The organism is Paenibacillus sp. J31P13 (genome assembly GCF_056269295.1).
Genome location: NZ_JBWDNR010000001.1, coordinates 899654 through 917591, shown reverse-complemented (window position 1 = coordinate 917591; position 17938 = coordinate 899654). Strand labels below are relative to the sequence as shown.

Annotated in this window: 17 protein-coding genes; 2 read left to right on the top strand and 15 right to left on the bottom strand. The window is 44.2% G+C overall.

The genetic code is table 11. From position 1 onward, the window contains the following. Positions 1 to 5 precede the first annotated feature (5 nt). The 14 genes from uraD to AC0YOD_RS04045 all read right to left on the bottom strand — a co-directional run bounded on the left by uraD (position 6) and on the right by AC0YOD_RS04045 (position 14724). On the bottom strand, positions 6 to 506 hold the full coding sequence (gene uraD, locus AC0YOD_RS04110) for a 2-oxo-4-hydroxy-4-carboxy-5-ureidoimidazoline decarboxylase (protein WP_475797953.1): 501 nt from the start codon (positions 504 to 506) through the stop codon (positions 6 to 8). Continuing rightward, entirely contained in the window at positions 503 to 988 is a 486-nt protein-coding gene (locus tag AC0YOD_RS04105; RefSeq protein ID WP_475797952.1) for a nucleoside deaminase, read from the bottom strand. Before AC0YOD_RS04105 ends, uraD begins: the two co-directional genes overlap by 4 nt. Further along, on the bottom strand, positions 972 to 1484 hold the full coding sequence (locus tag AC0YOD_RS04100) for a (2Fe-2S)-binding protein (RefSeq protein ID WP_475797951.1): 513 nt from the start codon (positions 1482 to 1484) through the stop codon (positions 972 to 974). The genes AC0YOD_RS04105 and AC0YOD_RS04100 overlap by 17 nt, the downstream gene beginning before the upstream one ends. Before the next feature lie 6 nt (positions 1485 to 1490). Beyond that, a complete protein-coding gene (gene pucD / locus AC0YOD_RS04095) occupies positions 1491 to 3758 on the bottom strand; it encodes a xanthine dehydrogenase subunit D (protein ID WP_475797950.1) in 2268 nt (755 codons plus the stop codon). A 5-nt stretch (positions 3759 to 3763) separates the two neighbouring features. Then, a complete protein-coding gene (locus AC0YOD_RS04090) occupies positions 3764 to 4708 on the bottom strand; it encodes an FAD binding domain-containing protein (RefSeq protein WP_475797949.1) in 945 nt (314 codons plus the stop codon). Between the two features lie 24 nt (positions 4709 to 4732). Continuing rightward, positions 4733 to 5662: an ABC transporter permease gene (locus tag AC0YOD_RS04085; protein WP_475797948.1), complete on the bottom strand. Its 930-nt coding sequence runs from the start codon at positions 5660 to 5662 to the stop codon at positions 4733 to 4735. Positions 5663 to 5680: 18 nt separating this feature from the next. Next, complete coding sequence (locus AC0YOD_RS04080) at positions 5681 to 6811, bottom strand: ABC transporter permease (RefSeq protein ID WP_475797947.1); 1131 nt, start codon at positions 6809 to 6811, stop codon at positions 5681 to 5683. Beyond that, positions 6808 to 8343: an ABC transporter ATP-binding protein gene (locus tag AC0YOD_RS04075; RefSeq protein ID WP_475797946.1), complete on the bottom strand. Its 1536-nt coding sequence runs from the start codon at positions 8341 to 8343 to the stop codon at positions 6808 to 6810. The genes AC0YOD_RS04080 and AC0YOD_RS04075 overlap by 4 nt, the downstream gene beginning before the upstream one ends. Before the next feature lie 156 nt (positions 8344 to 8499). Further along, positions 8500 to 9654 carry a BMP family ABC transporter substrate-binding protein gene (locus AC0YOD_RS04070; RefSeq protein ID WP_475797945.1) on the bottom strand — a complete coding sequence of 385 codons (1155 nt, stop codon included), beginning with the start codon at positions 9652 to 9654 and terminating at the stop codon, positions 8500 to 8502. Positions 9655 to 9946: 292 nt separating this feature from the next. Further along, positions 9947 to 10570, bottom strand: a complete 624-nt coding sequence (locus tag AC0YOD_RS04065) for an NTP transferase domain-containing protein (RefSeq protein WP_475797944.1) — start codon at positions 10568 to 10570, stop codon at positions 9947 to 9949. Further along, positions 10485 to 11597: an XdhC family protein gene (locus AC0YOD_RS04060; protein ID WP_475797943.1), complete on the bottom strand. Its 1113-nt coding sequence runs from the start codon at positions 11595 to 11597 to the stop codon at positions 10485 to 10487. The genes AC0YOD_RS04065 and AC0YOD_RS04060 overlap by 86 nt, the downstream gene beginning before the upstream one ends. 82 nt (positions 11598 to 11679) lie before the next feature. Further along, entirely contained in the window at positions 11680 to 13005 is a 1326-nt protein-coding gene (locus AC0YOD_RS04055; RefSeq protein ID WP_475797942.1) for a 5'-deoxyadenosine deaminase, read from the bottom strand. A 565-nt stretch (positions 13006 to 13570) separates the two neighbouring features. After that, positions 13571 to 14521, bottom strand: coding sequence for a serine hydrolase domain-containing protein (locus AC0YOD_RS04050; protein ID WP_475797941.1), 951 nt, complete (start codon positions 14519 to 14521; stop codon positions 13571 to 13573). A 65-nt stretch (positions 14522 to 14586) separates the two neighbouring features. Next, positions 14587 to 14724, bottom strand: coding sequence for a hypothetical protein (locus AC0YOD_RS04045; RefSeq protein ID WP_475797940.1), 138 nt, complete (start codon positions 14722 to 14724; stop codon positions 14587 to 14589). Positions 14725 to 15054: 330 nt separating this feature from the next. Between AC0YOD_RS04045 and AC0YOD_RS04040 the strand changes: the two genes are divergently transcribed. Both AC0YOD_RS04040 and AC0YOD_RS04035 read left to right on the top strand, forming a co-directional pair. Further along, positions 15055 to 15681: a DedA family protein gene (locus AC0YOD_RS04040; protein ID WP_475797939.1), complete on the top strand. Its 627-nt coding sequence runs from the start codon at positions 15055 to 15057 to the stop codon at positions 15679 to 15681. A 258-nt stretch (positions 15682 to 15939) separates the two neighbouring features. Then, positions 15940 to 17391, top strand: coding sequence for a SulP family inorganic anion transporter (locus AC0YOD_RS04035; RefSeq protein WP_475797938.1), 1452 nt, complete (start codon positions 15940 to 15942; stop codon positions 17389 to 17391). A 78-nt stretch (positions 17392 to 17469) separates the two neighbouring features. Here the strand turns inward: AC0YOD_RS04035 and AC0YOD_RS04030 are convergent, their stop codons facing one another. Next, positions 17470 to 17739 carry a hypothetical protein gene (locus AC0YOD_RS04030; RefSeq protein ID WP_475797937.1) on the bottom strand — a complete coding sequence of 90 codons (270 nt, stop codon included), beginning with the start codon at positions 17737 to 17739 and terminating at the stop codon, positions 17470 to 17472. Between the last annotated feature and the right edge of the window lie 199 nt (positions 17740 to 17938).

The following is a 17938-nucleotide window of genomic DNA, read 5'->3' as shown; positions in this document are numbered from 1 at the left end:
CTTCTCTATTGTAAAATGAGATCATTTAAGCGAAAGCCTGCGATTTTCTCAATTTCTATAAGCGCTTGCTCTGTTTCCTCACTTGTTGTATTCCAAATCCTAGATTCCATTGCAACCAAAATATCTTCCTTCGTTTTACCTCGCACTGCCAAAATAAAAGGAAAGCCATAGGATTTGACATACGTCTCATTCAATTGAACAAGATGTTCATATTCCTCTGTTGTTAGCTGATCTAACCCAGCACCTTGCTGTTCCCTGGTCGAATATTCCCCAATGGCAAGACGTGTACCTAAGTCAGGATGAGATCTTATCAAATCGATGATTGCCTCTGCCCGAGATTCCCGTACGACATTCATCATCGCCATGTGAAGAGATTTAACGCTAGCAAATGGACGTGTTCCCCACGCGCCTGCAGCTACCCAAGGAGAATGTTCAAACACCGACCCCAAAAGTTCGATAAACTGCTCGTGACTGCTCTCATTTATTTGATCTAACGTTATTTTCATGACCAGTACCCCTCGTGAGCAGCAACTGCGGCTTCTTCAATTTCCAGAAATGGCCCGATTACTTCAACAGGCTTGCGTCCATTTTCGAATACGATTCGGCAAGGCAAATCAAGCGTTGGGTTCTGTTCATCATCACCTGTCAGCTGAGCTAATCTTTTCTCCGAAATACCATACACAACGGTTCCTACATTTCCCCAATAAATAGATCCCGCACACATTGCACAAGGTTCAGCACTGGTGTAAAGTGTGAACTCCCATAGCTCTTCTCTCGAATAATGCTTGGAGGCTTCAGCCATAAGTGTTCTTTCTGCATGCCCCGTACAATTCCGCTCTGTAATTTCGACATTTCCTTGCTCCAATACAATTTCTCCCGCTCGATTTACGAGTAGAGCGCCGAACGGTGTGTTCCCTGACTTTCTTGCCTGCCAAGACACTTCAACACAGCGCTGCAAGTAATATAAATGATCAATTTTCTTTGTCATATGCCATTCTTCTCCCTTCAATTGCCTGCTTAACGGCTCGCCGTATACCCCCATAGCCCGTACAGCGGCATATATTTCCTGATAACCCCTCAGCAATTTCTTCGTCTGAAGGATTTGGATTCTGATCAAGCAGAGCTTTAACTGAAACAATCATTCCCGGCGTACAGTATCCGCATTGAAAGCCCCCTTCATCAAGAAAAGCTTGCTGAATCGGATCAATCCCTTTCGCAGATACACCCTCTATAGTTGTAATTTGTTTGCCAGAGCATTGATAAGCCATCGTCAAACAAGAATTAACAGCCCGCCCCTCTATGAGCACCATACATGCTCCGCAGCGTCCGATTTCACAGGAACGTTTCGTTCCCGTTAGCGTAAGATCATTTCTCAAAATCGTTAGCAGTCTCTCAGAAGGAGCGGTTTGAATTGTCTTTTCTTCTCCATTAATGGAGCATTGCAACGCAAACGGCGTTTGAACTTCCGCAGCTTTTTTGCTCATATCCGTTCACTCCTTAGTGAGAAAAAATGGCACTTCCTGCAGAAAGCCTGGATCAACGGGTAATTTCACAACCCATTTTCCACATGCTTGACGGATTGCTGCTGCAATTGCCGGGGCTAGGGTGACGGAGCCTACCTCACCAATACCTCGCGGACCGTAATCATCATTTTCCGGCAAATCCTCAATGGCCTGCACCTCAACTAATCCGCTTTGATCCACAATGGTCGGTACGAGATACGTATCCAAATTACGAGTGATGTAATGTCCTTTCTCCATAACAGCATCTTCAGTAAGTGTAAATCCTAGCGCCATACTGCTGCCGCCTTCAATCTGTCCAAGATAGCCTTGTGGATTTATAACCGGACCTGCAGCAACAACATGATACTCTTGCAGCACCTTTACTCTTCCAGTAAGCGTATTAAGCTCTATCTTCACCGCGACTGCTGAATAAGTGTACATGAAATGAGCACCTACTCTATTCGTTTGGGATACAGGAAAATGAAAAGCGGTCTCGCATTTAACAGGCTCACCTTTAGCTCTCGCAAGCTCCGGATATGACAACAGCAGCTCATCATTCGCTAGACTGCGTATTCCGCCTTCACCCAGACGAAGCTGACTAATTGACTTTCCTAGCAGCGGTGTTGCCCTATCCAGCATTTTCTCTATGAATGGAGCCCGCAGCCTTTGCAATGATTTCCACATCATCGCTGTCGCTCTTGATGCTGTTGTAGAACCGCTCTCGGGAACAACGTCGGTATCTCCAATAATGATTCGAATATCATCTGCAGCAACGCCATACTGTTCGATAAGCATTTGCTCCAGTGACGCAATCAGTCCTTGCCCAACTTCCTCATAGCCGAATACCGCTTCGATTTTCCCATCCGCCGCAAGCTGCAGGCGTCCGCCAGCCGGATCTGGAATACCAAACCCCAGACCTGCGCCATGCATAGTGAAGGCTGCCCCAATACCCGTTTTAATCCATGGCTCTGATATGTTGTTAGGAATACCATTTCTCTCCTGCCACAAGTGGCAGGCTTCAATTGCTTCCCATACCTGTGCAGCGCCTTCAGTCATAGCGATAGGCTGATCGAACGGTCCCAAATCATTTGCTTCGCGCATATTGAGCTTTCGGAATTCCCAAGGGTCCACACCAATCTTCTCAGCCAGACGATCCAGTTGCCCTTCAATTGCAAATATAGCCTGATTACCGCCGAATCCACGGAACTCACCTGACATACCATTATTAGTAAAAACTGAAACACCACTTACATCCAAATGTCTATACTTGTAAGGTCCAATTACATGCTCTGTTGCAAAATTAAGGACCTCCGCACTGAGAGTCGAATAAGGACCAGCATCCGAAACAATTCGAACCTCATGCGCGATCAAAACGCCATTATTATCGGTTCCTGTCTTCATTGAAATTTTCATAGGATGCCGTTTTAATCCCGATCTTACAGATTCCCACCTTGAGTTATGCATCTTAATAGGCTTACCAGTGGTAATAGCAAGAAGTGCGCCATAAGGTTGAACATTCATCTCATCTTTGCCGCCAAATGATCCACCTATTGGACTGGAAACAATACGAATATCCTTTTCTGATATCGCAAGAATACGGGATAATTGCATACGATCCATATAACCGTGCTGAGTTGGTGAAAAGGCTGTCAATCGACCGTCAATCCCTGGGATAAAGAGGCCGCCTTCTGTTTCCATATAGGTGTGCATTTGACGAGGTGTATAATAAGTTTCTTCTATAATATGAGTGCATTGCTTGAAGCCTTCTCCGATGTCACCTCTACTGAATGTCGTGCGATGCATCGCATTACCGCCGGGATGAAGCTGAGGAGCATCCTTCAGGAGCGCTTGCTCTGGATCATCAACGGTAGGCAGCACCTCGTAGTCGATTTCTATTAATTCAAGCGCTTGCTGTGCAATGGCCAGAGTTTCTGCCGCTACCGTTGCAAGAGCATCTCCTACGTATCTCACCAAATCATGACATAAGACCGGCTGATCGGGATGCGCAATTCCGTAAGCATTCAATCCCGGAATATCCGAATAAGTAAGCACTGCGTGAACGCCAGGCAACTGCTTTGCCTTCTCCGTATGAATGGATAGGATTCTCGCATGCGGGTGCTCACTACGGAGAACTAGACCATATAACATGTCATCTCTCGTCATATCCGTTAAATAGGCTAAGCGACCTGTTACTTTAGGAGGTCCATCAGGGCGAACTCTCCAACGTCCGCCGCTGCTTTCGCGGTTTAACAGCATAAGCTTCATCCTCCCTGCGGTGTATAGCCGCTGACTGCTTTCCAAAGCTCCATTACGATTAAATTAGCTGCTGTCTGTTTGCGATAAGAAGCTGAAGCAAGCAGGTCTGCTCGCGGTTCATAGAGCTCAAAAATTCTGTTGTATACATGTCTCAGCAGCGCTTCGTCAACGATGCATCCTTCTACTTCTTTCTCTAGGTCATGGAATCGCTTAGCAAGGGTCTGACCACCACCGACTGCTAGCCGAAACTCATGTAAAACATTTGTTTCAGTGATGGTGCCTCTTACCGCGGCGGTAACGACCGAAGGTGTAAAAGCTTCACGACGACCAACTTTATGGTAAGCGCTGAAACGCTTCATTTTCGAAATCGCAGCATCCTGGAGCCCAGCCTCCACTAGCGCCTCGCTCTGAGAGATCGGAATCTCAAGGCTCAGCAGTAGTCTCTCATTTCGGAAACCAGGCATATTGGACACCCTCATCCAATCAGCTAATTTTTCTTGCTCCTCTGATACCCCGTTAAACCAATTAATTGTGGCATCATAGGCAAGTAATGCCGGTATGGCATCTCCGATAAACGAGGTAATATTGCCCCCAATTGTTGCTAGATTGCGAATCGATGGTGCTGCAATGACGCGAATCGATTCCGTTATCATTGGGAAATGTCTTTGCAGAAGTGAATTCATTCGACAATCCTGCAGTAAGGTCTGACCTCCGACGATTAGTCCACATCCGCCAATTCGAATCTCCTTCAATCCTTGAATATGACTTAAATCAATGAGATGCCTAGGCAATTGTACGGTTCCCGCCTCCCATTGCGTTCGAAGCAATGTTCCTCCTGAAACATATACACTCTCTAGGCCGTAGGCTTGCTTGTAACGCCATGCATCCGCTGCTGTTTGCGGCTGCCACACTAGAGGAGTCGTCATGGTCTCCTGCTTGCTTCTATCCATCCTGATCCCCTCCATTATGCATTTTTAGAATCGTTGCTCTCGAATATAGGGAGTACCCAGCGATTCAGGTGAGCCTGATGGTTTATTGCGATTTCGCCAGCCTAGGAACATTAGAACAATAATCGTTAGCAGATACGGAATCATCTTCAAGAAGTAGGATGGAATTTCGCTTCCAATCAATTGAATGCGGAAGCCTAGCATATCAAGCGCACCGAAGAAATAAGCACAGAACAAAGCCCGAATCGGATTCCATCTTGCGAAAATAATTAATGCAACTGCAATCCAACCTCTTCCCGATGTCATTCCTTCCGTCCAGGTTGGAGAATACACGAGCAATAAATCTGCACCTGCTATTCCGATCAAGATTGAACCGATGATGACATATCCGTATCGAAACATTTGCACGCGTATCCCCATTACATCAGCTGTAGCCGGATTGTCGCCAATTGCTCGTAAATGAAGCCCCCATGATGTGCGATGGATATAAAGATGAAGTCCGATAACCAGTAAGAAGCTTAACCACGTTAATAAATCAAGATGAGCATATAGTCTGCCAATAAAAGGAACAGCCTCAAGCCATGGCATATCCAGCTTGGGTACCGCACCATTCACAGGAATTCCGCTAATCGGCTTTCCTAAGTAAGCACTAAGGCCCGCACCGAATAAAGTCATAGCCAGTCCGCAAACAATCTGATTCGCTCGCAGTGTTACACATAAAAAGGCGTGAGCGAGGCCAAGCAAGATACTTACTCCACATACGGCTAGCAAAGTAATGACCAAGCTTCCCGTTTGCAGATAGGTCATACAAGCTGTAACAGCTCCCATCAGCATCAATCCTTCAGCACCAAGCTGAATAGTGCCGGAACGTTCAATCAAAATGCCTCCAAGCGTCGCGAATAATAGAGGGGTGCCTGAAGAGATAGCGGCTAACAGCATTTGATAAATCGTTTCCATTGTATAACCGCTCCTTTATTAACCGTTTCTGCGAATCCGAAATTTACTAACCGTACCTCCTGCTATGAGGAAAAATAAAATCGCGCCTTGCAGCATTTGTGAAAAAGAAGAAGGTAAACCAATGGTTTGAACACTGAAGCCGCCTACGATTAATCCGCCAAACAGAAAGGAGGAAATAATAAGACCGATCGGATGCAGCTTAGCCAGCCATGCCACGATAATTGCCGTATATCCATAGCCGGGTGAAATCCCGTACATTAAACGATGTGATACACCGGAAACCTCAGCCATTCCCGCAAGTCCAGCCAAACCGCCGCTCAAAATCATAACGAGTAAAATATGTCTGCTTATGCGTATACCCGCATTTTTGGCCGCTTCAGGATTTGCGCCAATAAGCCTAAGCTCATAGCCAAACCGAGTATATTTAATGAATAAGCCGTAGAGTACAATTGCGATTATGCCGAAAATAATACCAAGATGAAGTCGAGTATCGCCGAGTACCGGCAGGGATTGCCCCTCCGTAAAAATCGCTGTCCCCGGAAAATTCATCCCATTTGGATCCTTCCATGGACCAAAGACAAAATAATTCATTGCTAACAGAGCAACGTAATTCAGCATCAAGGAAGTAACAAGTTCATTGACTTGAAAATAAGTTCGAGGAATAGCCGTCAACAGACCCCAAAATCCCCCTGCAACGATACTGAAGACGATCATGGCAGGAATAATTAGCATGCTCGGCATATTTGGAAAATAAATCGTAACTGCTGTCGCCGCCATAGCCCCAGCCGCAAATTGCCCTTCTGCTCCAATGTTCCAGACAGAAATACGATAAGCAATCGCTACACCAAGACCGCATAAAAGCAGCGGGATCGATTTGACTAACGTTTCCGTCAAACCATATGAAGTGCCAAATGCGCCAGTAAACATTTTTTTGTAGACCGTTACGGGGTTCATTCCATTTGCTGAAATAAAGATTCCGCATAAGAGAAGAGCAAGGATTATAGAAGCGAACGGAATCCACCAAGAGGTACCCTTTTTCGAAGAATCAATTTCAATCCGATAGGACCAAAACTTCCGTTTCTTCGGTTCAAGTGTTGGGTTGAGCGTTAATGTCCCGCTCTCTTGCAACAGGGGTTTGTTTTTACTCATCCAGCTTCCACCTCCCCATCCTGGAGTCCCGCCATGTACATGCCAATTCGCTCCCGATTCGCTTCATCCCGCTTCATTTCTCCAACAATTTTTCCATTAAAAATAACGAGAATACGATCAGATAGTTGGATAATTTCATCCAAGTCCTCTGATATAAGCAGTACGCTTTTGCCCTCATTGCGCATTTCAGTCAATAACCGATGAACCCCCTCAGTCGCTCCGACATCCAGTCCTTGCGTAGGGTGAACAGCAACCATGAGAAGCGGCTCTTGGTGAACTTCTCTTGCAAAAAGCAGCTTCTGCTGATTACCACCTGATAAGTGCTGGACGGGAGTGTCCAAATGAGGTGTTTTTACATCAAATTGATGTACCAGTGTCTGCGACCATGAGCGATTTACACTCATTCTCAGAAATCCTAATCGGGAACGCTCCTTTGTCCGATATGATTTAAACAGTAGATTATCTACTACGCCTAGACTGCCGGCGAGACCACTCTTCATTCGATTCTCTGGCACATGTGAGATACCAGACTCAATAGCTGCTCTGACTGATCCATTTTTTAATTCTTTGCCGTTAAACTGGACGCTGCCCTTCTTCCACAGCCTGAGCCCAGTTAGTGCTTCTGCAAGCTCTTTTTGACCATTGCCAGCCACGCCAGCTACACCGACAATTTCTCCTTCATTCACTTGAAGCGTGAAATGATCAAGCGCCTTCCTTCCATGATCCGCATATACATCAACATGGTTGACAGTTAGCAACGGCTTTCCTTGCGGTCGCACAGTAAACGGCTTGCTCTCTCCAATCTCCTTGCCAACCATCAGCTTCGCAAGGTCACGTTCATTCGTCTCCGATTTGTCCATCGTATGAATGAGCTTCCCCTTGCGCATAACGGAGATTTGATCAGAAACAGCCATTACCTCCTTCAGCTTATGGGTTGTCAGAATAACGGTTTTGCCTTCTTCCTTCATATATTGAAGCGTCTCAAACAGTTGATCTGCTTCCCCGGGTGTCAGCACAGAGGTTGGTTCATCCAAAATAATCAAATTTGCACCGCGATACAGAGTCTTAACAATTTCAACCCGCTGCTGCTCACCGACTGAAAGCTGCCAAATCGGTCTATTTACCGGAAAGGGTAGACCAAAACGATCTGCTAACGCTTCAATTTCCTCCTGCTTTTTGCTCATCCATTTGGGGCCGCGCCAGAATGATGATTTCTCACCGAGCACAATGTTCTCTGCAGCCGTTAAGGTTTGAACGAGACGGAAATTTTGAAACACCATGCCCACACCAAGATTCATAGCGTCCTTAGGTGAACGAATTTTTGCGTTTTCTCCGTGAATGTAAATCTCACCGCTTGTCGGTCTGTATACACCTGACAGCATGCACATCATCGTGCTTTTGCCCGCTCCATTCTCTCCCAGCAGCGCATGAATTTGTCCGGGCTTCGCTTGAAAATCAACAAGATCATTCGCAACTACGGAGCCGAAGGTCTTCACGATTTGGCGCATTTCCACCGAGTAGGTTTCATTCATAGAGGTTCCTCCTAAAAATTTTGCGGAGCAAAATTACTTCGTAAGCATAATCCAAGGTTTGCGTAACAAACCTATTTCGTACGTTGAAAGTATTAGATAAGTCAACAAATCCCTTCATTCAGGGATTTGTTGATTTATCCATCTATTCAAGACGGCTTATTTCGGAATCGTGCCGTCTACACCTTTGACAAACCAATCCATAACCAGAATCTCATCAAGCGTAAGTGTTTTACCTTCTTCAACCTTAACTGCACCTGAGGCATCAGTGATTGGACCAGTAAATACATTGACTTCGCCGCTAACTAGCTTTGTTTTTGTTTCATTCACCAGCGTCTTCACATCCTCTGGAACATTTGGCCCCATTGGTGCAATATCGACCATACCGTCTGAAATGGATCCGGAATATTGCTGACTCTTCCATGTCCCATCCATAACCGATTGGACAACTTTTGTGTAATAAGGACCCCAGTTCCAAATCGGGTTCGTTAAGTAAGCTTCTGGCGCAAAACGAGTCATATCTGAGTCATTGCCTCCAGCCATTGCACCGCGTTCAGCAGCAGCCTGCAGCGTTGCCGGAGAATCCTGGTAAGCAAGCAGCACGTCAGCTCCTTTATCAAGCAAGCTCACTGCAGCTTGACGCTCCGTTGTTGGATCGTACCAAGTATTCGACCAAACGACGCTAACTTTTGCATCAGGATTAACGCTTTGTACGCCGAGAGTGAAGGCGTTGATGTTATAAATAACTTCTGGAATTGGAAATGCGCCAACATATCCAATAAGATTTTTCTTTGTTACTTTACCTGCAGCAATCCCGCTTAAGTAGCTGGCATCAAAATTTTTGCCAAAATAAGTACTCATGTTTTCATTTGTTTTATATCCTGCTGTGTGTTCGAATTTGACATTCGGGAACTTCTTAGCGACATTGAGTGTTGGATCCATATAACCGAAGCTTGTTGTGAAGATAATGTCATGATTTTGAGCGAGTTCTGTAATGATACGCTCGGCATCGGCGCTCTCTGGGACATTTTCTACCGTGTCCGATTTAATACCCAGCTTCTCTTCCATGTACAATCTACCCTTATCATGCTCGTAGCTCCAACCGCCGTCTCCTGGCGGTCCGATATAAACGAACGCAACACGCGGCAGCTTAGCTGGTTCATCCGTTCCTGTCTGTTCAGCCGGCTCTTTCGTCGCTGCGTTTGTCGCCCCCGCATTTGCATTCTTGTCTTTGTCGCTTGAACAGCCGCTTAATACCCAAACAAACGTGAATAGAAGTGCCAAACTTACAAAAAACGTTTTGTACTGTTTCATACTGTTCCTCCCCGAGTCTCTATTTTTTTGAAAAGATAAGACCAATAAGGTTTGCACCACTATCTCGCTTATCCCCCATGCATAAAGCTAACATCACTGTCGTTAAAAGACGGCTCAGAAGCTCTTGCTCATTACCAGTAACCACCAGTAATGTATATTAAATATATATCCGCGTTATCTATACGTCAATATATATAACATACATTTGACAAAAAAATATAATCTACACAATTAATTTTGCATGACGCACTATTTAACTAGTTATACGTCATATTTCCTAACGTATTATTTGTTATTTCTTCGACATAATGCCCAAAAATTGTTCTCTCGCCTTTTTCATGTCAGCTGGAGTATCAATGTCAAATAACGTTTCGCTTTCGGGAGGAAATAGGCCGCAGCCCTTATATTTCGGAGACAAAAAGAGTTTTCGCGCACCGGCGTCACCTTCAAGTTCTAGAAGAGCCTGAAACATGGTGCGTGACAATACCGCTGGAGGCATATAAATTGCCGAAGCACACCTATCTTCCAATGATAACGAAGCAACGAAATCGAATGGCGGTCGTTCACTCCATTTCGCTATAAGCCTCGCAAACCAGTCACTTGGAACAAAAGGTTGATCAGCGAGAACGATCAGAACAGCCTCAAGTTCAGGCTCATCATCCAACAACGCTTGAAGACCGCATCGAATGGAATAGGACATACCAAGAGGAGCGTCTTCACAAACCACTTTTATCAGTTGGCTTTCAACTGAAAGAGAACCATCGTCTGTAACGCCATATGCGCGCCCAAGCCAACATACCGGATCATCCGGATGTACAACGACCGCCGTTTTATGAATGGGGAGTAGCGAGAGAGCATGCAATGCCGTTCTTCCGAGCGGCAGATTCTCCGCCAGCTCTAGCGCTTGCTTGCGCACTCCCATTCTTTTGCTCTGTCCTGCCGCTAAGTAAAGAGCTGAAAGAAGCATCTTGAATCATCTCCCTCTCCATTGTTGTCTTACGTCCAGCTCTAATAGCTATTAGCTCTGCTGCAACACTTATCGCAATTTCAACTGGACCGTCCGCGTCAATCGGCAAGCCAATAGGCGCTCTTACGTTGGATGGAATGAGAAAGGTTTCAAACAGCATTCGAATCCGCTTCTTAGAGCCCATTATTCCGATATATACAAGTTGCAATGGAAGCGACAAACGAAGCATTTCTTTGTCCTGGAGAAGATTATGACTGCAAATAATCAAATAATCATCGCCCTTCAGCTTGAGCTGATTCACAATCTCTTCTGGCGACCCCGTCACACATTCCGCCTCTGGAAAATTCTCCTTCGAGCAAAGCAAGGGACGCCAATCTGCTACTACAACATGAAATCCAATTCGTTTAACTACTGAATAAATAGCTTCGACGTCCTTGCCAACACCAAACAAGACTAGACGCGGTCTAGGAATACTCACAATAGACATACGATCAGGCAGATTATCTGACCCGCCCACAAATTTCACAGATGACCGATTCGCCTGTACCTCGTGAAGCTCATAGAAAATCAAATTCTCCTTTACACTCCAACTCCGCTCCAATCTCATTGAAAAACCCTCTTGATTACGCTTATGCATAGCCAGTAACATACTGCGAAGAGAACCACCTACCGCCTCAAGCAACAGCATGATTTTGCCGCCGCAGCCAACTGCATCACCCCAAATGACATCCTCTTCAGGATTCATATTGTAATCAACGCATTTAAAACCGCCGGAAGCCCAGACTATTTCCGAATGTTCTAGTAAATCCTGCTCCAAACAGCCTGGACTGACAGTCCCAACCCCTTCTCCGTTAAGTCTGATTAACATGGTCGACCCTGCTTTACGGTAAGAGTGCCCCTCAACACAAACGATAGTAGCAAGCACGCTGGGCTGATCATCCGCTTGAACCGCAGCCAGTACTTCGTACATATCCATAATTAATCCCTCCTCGTCCGCATTAAGAAGCACCCACTCATTTCAAAAGTATCTTCAAAGCTTTCTTTGTCTTATCTGTCTTCTAAAGTCGTGCAATCAATCTCCGTAACGATTGATCAGCTTCCTTCAGTACTATTTTTTTATCAACAGTTTTTACGATCTTACTCTCCATTACGATTTGTCCATCAATAAGGACGGTATCCACATCACCTCTCGTTGCTGCATATACAATTCTCGAGTACCAGTCAGCATCGAATGAAGGATAGACATGAAATTCCTCTAAATCAAGAAGCTGAAGATCCGCTAGCTTGCCAATTTCCACGCTGCCGATTTTCTCTTCTAACCCGAGCACTTTCGCCCCGCCCATTGTCGCCATGCGGAGAACTGTTTTTGCATTCATAATAGTAGGTCCATGCTTTACCTTCTGCATATAAGCAGTCAAGCGCATCTCCTGAAACATATCCAAATTGTTATTACACGGCGCCCCATCTGCGCCAATCCCTATATCAATGCCTTGCTCCAGCAGCAGCGGAATTTCTGCAACGCCCGAAGCAAGCTTCATATTAGAGCCAGGACAATGCGTGATTTTAACACCTCTATCACGAATGATTCGTTTCTCCTCATCGTCAAGCCAGATACTATGCGCAAGAATCAAATTGGGCTTTGCCAGTCCGATATGATCCAAGTAAACGATATTCCTCATCCCGCGTTCTTCTTCAACCATAGCAATTTCACTGAGATTTTCAGAAGCATGGGTATGTACCATTACCCCATACTGCTCAGATAAATCTCGAACCCCAATCAGCAGTTCTTCCGTACAGGAAACAACAAATCGCGGACAAAATGCATATTGAATTCTTCCATTCTCTTTTCCATGCCATCTCTCCAGCAAATCAACGCTATCCTGAAGTGATTTTTGTGTATTTTCTTGCAGTGCAAGCGGCACTTCATTGCCGTGATCCATCATTACCTTGCCTGACAGCGCTCGTATGCCGCTCTGCTTAATCGCTTGGAAAGCAGATTCAGTATAGTGGACCGTCTCCATATCCAGAATTGTCGTCGTTCCGCTGCGAATCAGTTCTCCAATGCCCAACATAGCGGAATAGTAGACAGAATCTTCGCTATGCGCTGCCTCCAGCGGCCATATTTTGTCCTTTAGCCATTCGATGAGCGATAAATCATCCGCCCTTCCTCGAAATAGCGTCTGACACAGATGAAGATGTGTTTGCACAAAACCAGGAAGCAGCACCTTACCCGCTGCATCAATAACGCGATCAACGCCTGATGCATTCAGACTTTGCCCAATTTCAGCAATAAGATTCCCCTCTATGCGCACATCGCCTGTGAATATAAAATCCTCTTCATTCATTGTCATCACTACTGCATTTCGTATTAAAATTGTTGACATGTCATTTCCCTCCTCGTGCTTGCCGAGGCCTTTATCGAACGGACTCTTCCTTATTAGGGGATGAGAGCAACAATTTCCGGAACAAGAAGGCCATCTTCAATCTAAATAAGTTATTTATCATTCGATTTAATTAAATATTCTGACTTTAATACCTCCAGCTTTTCCAACTTAACTCTGGATGCCCTTTCCCTTCAAAATCAACCATTTCGATCGGCATTCCACTTTGCAAGTGACGCTTAACGAGCTCGCCAAAGTCCTTTTAAATAGTCAGCCCAAAACATTCCTCATACTTAAAATCCAAATGGCAAGCATAGCTGATTCCGTTGGTTAAGCGCCCACTTATCTATTTCTGTAAAATCAAACGGAAAGAGAATGGCATGAATCACTTGCGTTGTGTAAGGTTAATTAACATAATAGTGCAGTTTTTAGCGTTAAGCAATAGATTTTCTTAAATAATTATATGTTTCACAGTATGAATAAGACACTATCTAACGCAGATATGACATATAAGGCGAAAGAAATAGGCTGTCTTGCAAGGAATAAGGAACAACCTTGCTCAGACAGCCTACTTTATGTAAGGAATGATATGTTCAAAAATAAGTTTTCTTGCTAGTATGGCATCATTTCGCTTCGTGACTTCCTTGCGAATAACGATAACAAGGTCAAGCTCCGGCGCAATTAATAAATATTGACCACCATGACCAAAAGCAAAATAACAATCAACTTGACCGTTGTGACTCTCCGGTGAATGCCACCAGTGATAACCATAACCGCCGTAGATAGGCGGATCATAATGGAGCAGACCTCGATGATGCAGCTTTGTGGATTGTTCTACCCATTCTGATGATAACAGCTGATTATTGCCCCATCGGCCGTTCTTTGCAAATAATTGACCAAACTTGGCCAAATCTCTGCCATACAAGCTTAGTCCTGTCCCCCCTTCGTTCACGCCGGCACGTTCCATCCAGCGAGCGCTTCGGAATTCAAGCGGTCCAAACAAATATTCTTTAGCAAAAGTTAATGCGCTCATTCCCGTCGCTTCTGTCAATATTACAGATAATAAATGCGACCCTCCCGAGTTATAGGTAAAGGCTGATCCAGGTGCCGATATTAGCGGCTGCTGGAACACGAAGGCAACAGGGTCCTCCGCCTTCTTAAATGTGTTATAAGGCTTGTCAAAATCAGGCCATTCAAACCCCGGAGTCATTGTAAGTAAATGTTTTAAGGTTATCTCGCTTAGCGCAGTGCTTATTTCAACAGGATGAGTCAAAAAATCCGTAATCGGTTGATCCATACTATTTAAAAAACCTTTCTCATGAGCAATTCCAATAAGCGCGGATAATATACTTTTGGTACAAGAGTAAAGCGGTCCAATTGAATCGTCACCTCGCTCATACCATTCAGAAACCGTCTCCTGGTCTTGTGAGATGATGACCGACTTTATTTTCCAATCCATTAATTCCTTGCTCCAAGCTTCTAAATCCAATCCATTCATGCTTAATCGACCTTTCTTCAATCATTGCTGCTGTTCGTCTAATTGTATATAGTTTCTTCTATTATGATCGCAGAAAGCGTTAAATATCAATTCACATATGCAAATTCTCGAGTCGCTTCTTCGCTGTCCCGCTTAAAATCGATATATTCCCTTGTGCACATACGCAATATAAATGCAGGACGCAAAGCTTCCTCCATCTTCCAGAACTCATCCTTCGCAAACAATCGGCATAAAACTTGTTCAGCTAAAGTACAGGCTCTTTGTTCTTCTATTAGCAATGTTATGCATACTTTATAACATAAGGATTCATATTGTCTCAGAGACTCAACCCTTTGATGAAAATCAAACATAAGAATAGCCGCCCTCTCATACTTTTAAACACCTATTCCTTATTGTATCTCCTTCCAAGCTTCAAATAGTTACGAATTGGTTAAAATGGAAACAATGGCTTTGGACAAATATGTCTTTAGTATCCTTTATGATTCGTTTATGTTAATCTAGCTGAAGTGAAGGTTTTTTCATTTATTATTTTCTTTATGTAAGGATGTTGCTTAGTGTATGATTTGCTTCTTTCAATAATAGAAGAATTCGGTTATTTCGCCTTATTTTTCGTCCTATGTCTCGGCTTTATCGGTCTCCCCATACCCAACGAAGCAGTTATTATGACTGGGGGAGCACTTGCGGAGTCAGGGGTCATTGCGTACATTCCTGCTTATACGATGACTTTCCTAGGTATCTGCTCGGCTATGACCTTTAGCTACAGCCTTGGCATATTCTCAGGGAGCAAACTTTCAAGCTGGTTTAGCAGTAAGAAAAATATAGGTAAGTTCATGCTTAAATCACAGGATTTAAGCGATCGTTATGGCGGATATGCCATCAGTATAAGCCTGTGCCTTCCTTTTTTGCGACATGTTACCCCATATGTAACAGGCGTTAACCGTATGCCTTACAAAAGATTTGCTCTCTTCGCTTATCCTTCTGCCTTGGTATGGACACTCATTTACTTCATTGTCGGTTCTTTAGTAGGTGATAAAGTTCAAGATCTTTCCAATCACATCTATACCTATGGGATGTGGGTCATTTATGCACTTGCAGCTGTTATTTTGGGTTTTATTGCCTTTAAGTTCCGAAAAAAGAGAATGCAAAAGAATCGAAACGATCAGATCGAAAGACCGCTCTAAATTCAGACACTTCATATCTTTAGCACCGCGATATGCGGTGTTTTTTTATGTCTATATATTTAGTGAAAATGGAAGAACAACTGAGATATTTAATGATATTTAACCATGTAAGCGCTTAATTGATTGTTTGATATTTATTTTCCATACTTGATTTGGTGTATAATAACGCTCAGTGTGCATCGGCCCCGACTTTTCTGAGAGTGAAAAGTCAAAAAAACATTTTTATAAAAAATATTCATTATAGGAGGTTTATTTGCTTTGCTTCACACAATGAAAAAGACTTGGTTTTCAAATGTACGCGGGGACGTTTTAGCAGGAATAACCGTCGCTTTGGCGTTGATACCAGAATCCATCTCATTCTCGCTTATGGTTGGCGTTGGACCGATGGTTGGACTCTATGCCTCTTTCTGCATAGCTGTAATTACCGCTTTTTTTGGTGGCAGACCAGGGATGATATCAGCTGCAACGGGTGCTATGGCCTTGATCATGGTATCACTAGTGAAAGACCACGGTATTGAATACTTATTCGCAGCCACAATTTTAGCAGGAATATTGCAGTATATCATGGGGGTTCTAAAGCTAGGCAAGCTCGTACAATTTATACCCCAATCCGTCATGCTGGGATTCGTTAACGCACTCGGCATTCTTATTTTCACCACACAGCTGGTGCATTTCGTCGGCGCAACCTGGGTCATGTACGCTCTAGTCGGATTGACCTTGCTCATTATTTATATTTTCCCGAAATTTACGAAGGTCATCCCTTCAACGCTTGCAGCTATTATTATCGTATCTCTAATAGCCGTAGCGATTGGCGGGGATCTCAAAACCGTTGATTATCGCGGCGCGATTGAAAGCACCCTCCCCATGCTTCATATTCCAGAGGTGTTATTCTCCTATGATGCTTGGATGATCATTTTCCCTTATTCCTTGTCATTAGCTGTAGTCGGTATTTTGGAATCGCTGCTAACCGCTTCTGTTCTTGATGAAATTACGGATACATCCAGCAATAAAAATAAAGAGGTGCGCGGGCAAGGTCTAGCGAACATCGTTACCGGCTTCTTTGGCGGTATGGCTGGCTGTGCTCTCATTGGGCAATCGGTCATAAATATGAAGTCCGGCGGACGTACAAGGTTATCCACGCTGGTCTCAGGGGTCTTCCTTCTCTTTCTCATTATTGTTTTAAGCGATGTTGTTAATAAAATTCCGATGGCAGCACTGGTCGGAGTCATGATTATGGTTGCCATCAGCACCTTTGATTGGAAATCCGTTTTTCAAATTCATAAAGTACCACGGACGGATGCGCTTATTATGATCATTACGGTCATCATCGTACTCTTGACACATGATCTGTCTAAGGGTGTAATCGCAGGTGTAATTCTTAGCGCGCTTGTCTTTGTCGCCAAAAACACAAAGATCCGAATCCTTACAACTAAATCGAATTCGGAGCAGAGAACCTATCAGGTAGCTGGGCAGCTCTTCTTCGGAACAACCAGCAGCTTCGTCACCTTATTCGATTATCAAAATGATCCGCGTCATATAACGCTCGACTTTAGCAACTCGCATGTATGGGATCAATCCGCGGTGACTGCTATTGCGAAAGTTAAAGGAAAATATGAACAATTGGATAAAGTAGTCTCTCTTATTGGGCTTAACGAAGAAAGCAAGCTCATCATGAAAAAAATTGGACTCACTTCATCCAGCGGAACCTAAGAGAATAAACGAAAAAAGCTCATGCAGCCTTACACTAAATGTGTAGGACACATGAGCTTCTTTTATAATGGAAGTCCTTTATTGTTCAAGCTTATCCTGAGCTGTTTCCACGAGGAAATCAAAAAGCTCGTCATCCTCTTCCAATAAATCCTCTAGTGCAAGCAATTCCTCTTCCTTGCCTGATTCATGCAAGAAGAACAAACCGTAGCCCCATTCTTTGCCTTTCTTGCTGTGCAGTGTTATTTCATACTGATTAGCATGGCCCTCTACTCCAAATTGAACCTTACCTACATAGCCGTCCTCTTTGGAATATGTCATGGAGGCATCTACTACTTGAATATTAATCACTTGCAATCTTCCTTCCTATTCGTTTGTTACGGTGTTGAGCTGCTTCAGACAGCCGTACATTTTGGTGATCATTACCTTAGCAAAATGTACCGTTTATGACCTGCTCGCTCCATCATACCACAGCAAGCTGACATTATCATTATGCTGCGCAATAGTTGAACGCCTATCCTCTATCATGCATATGTTACTATACGATAGT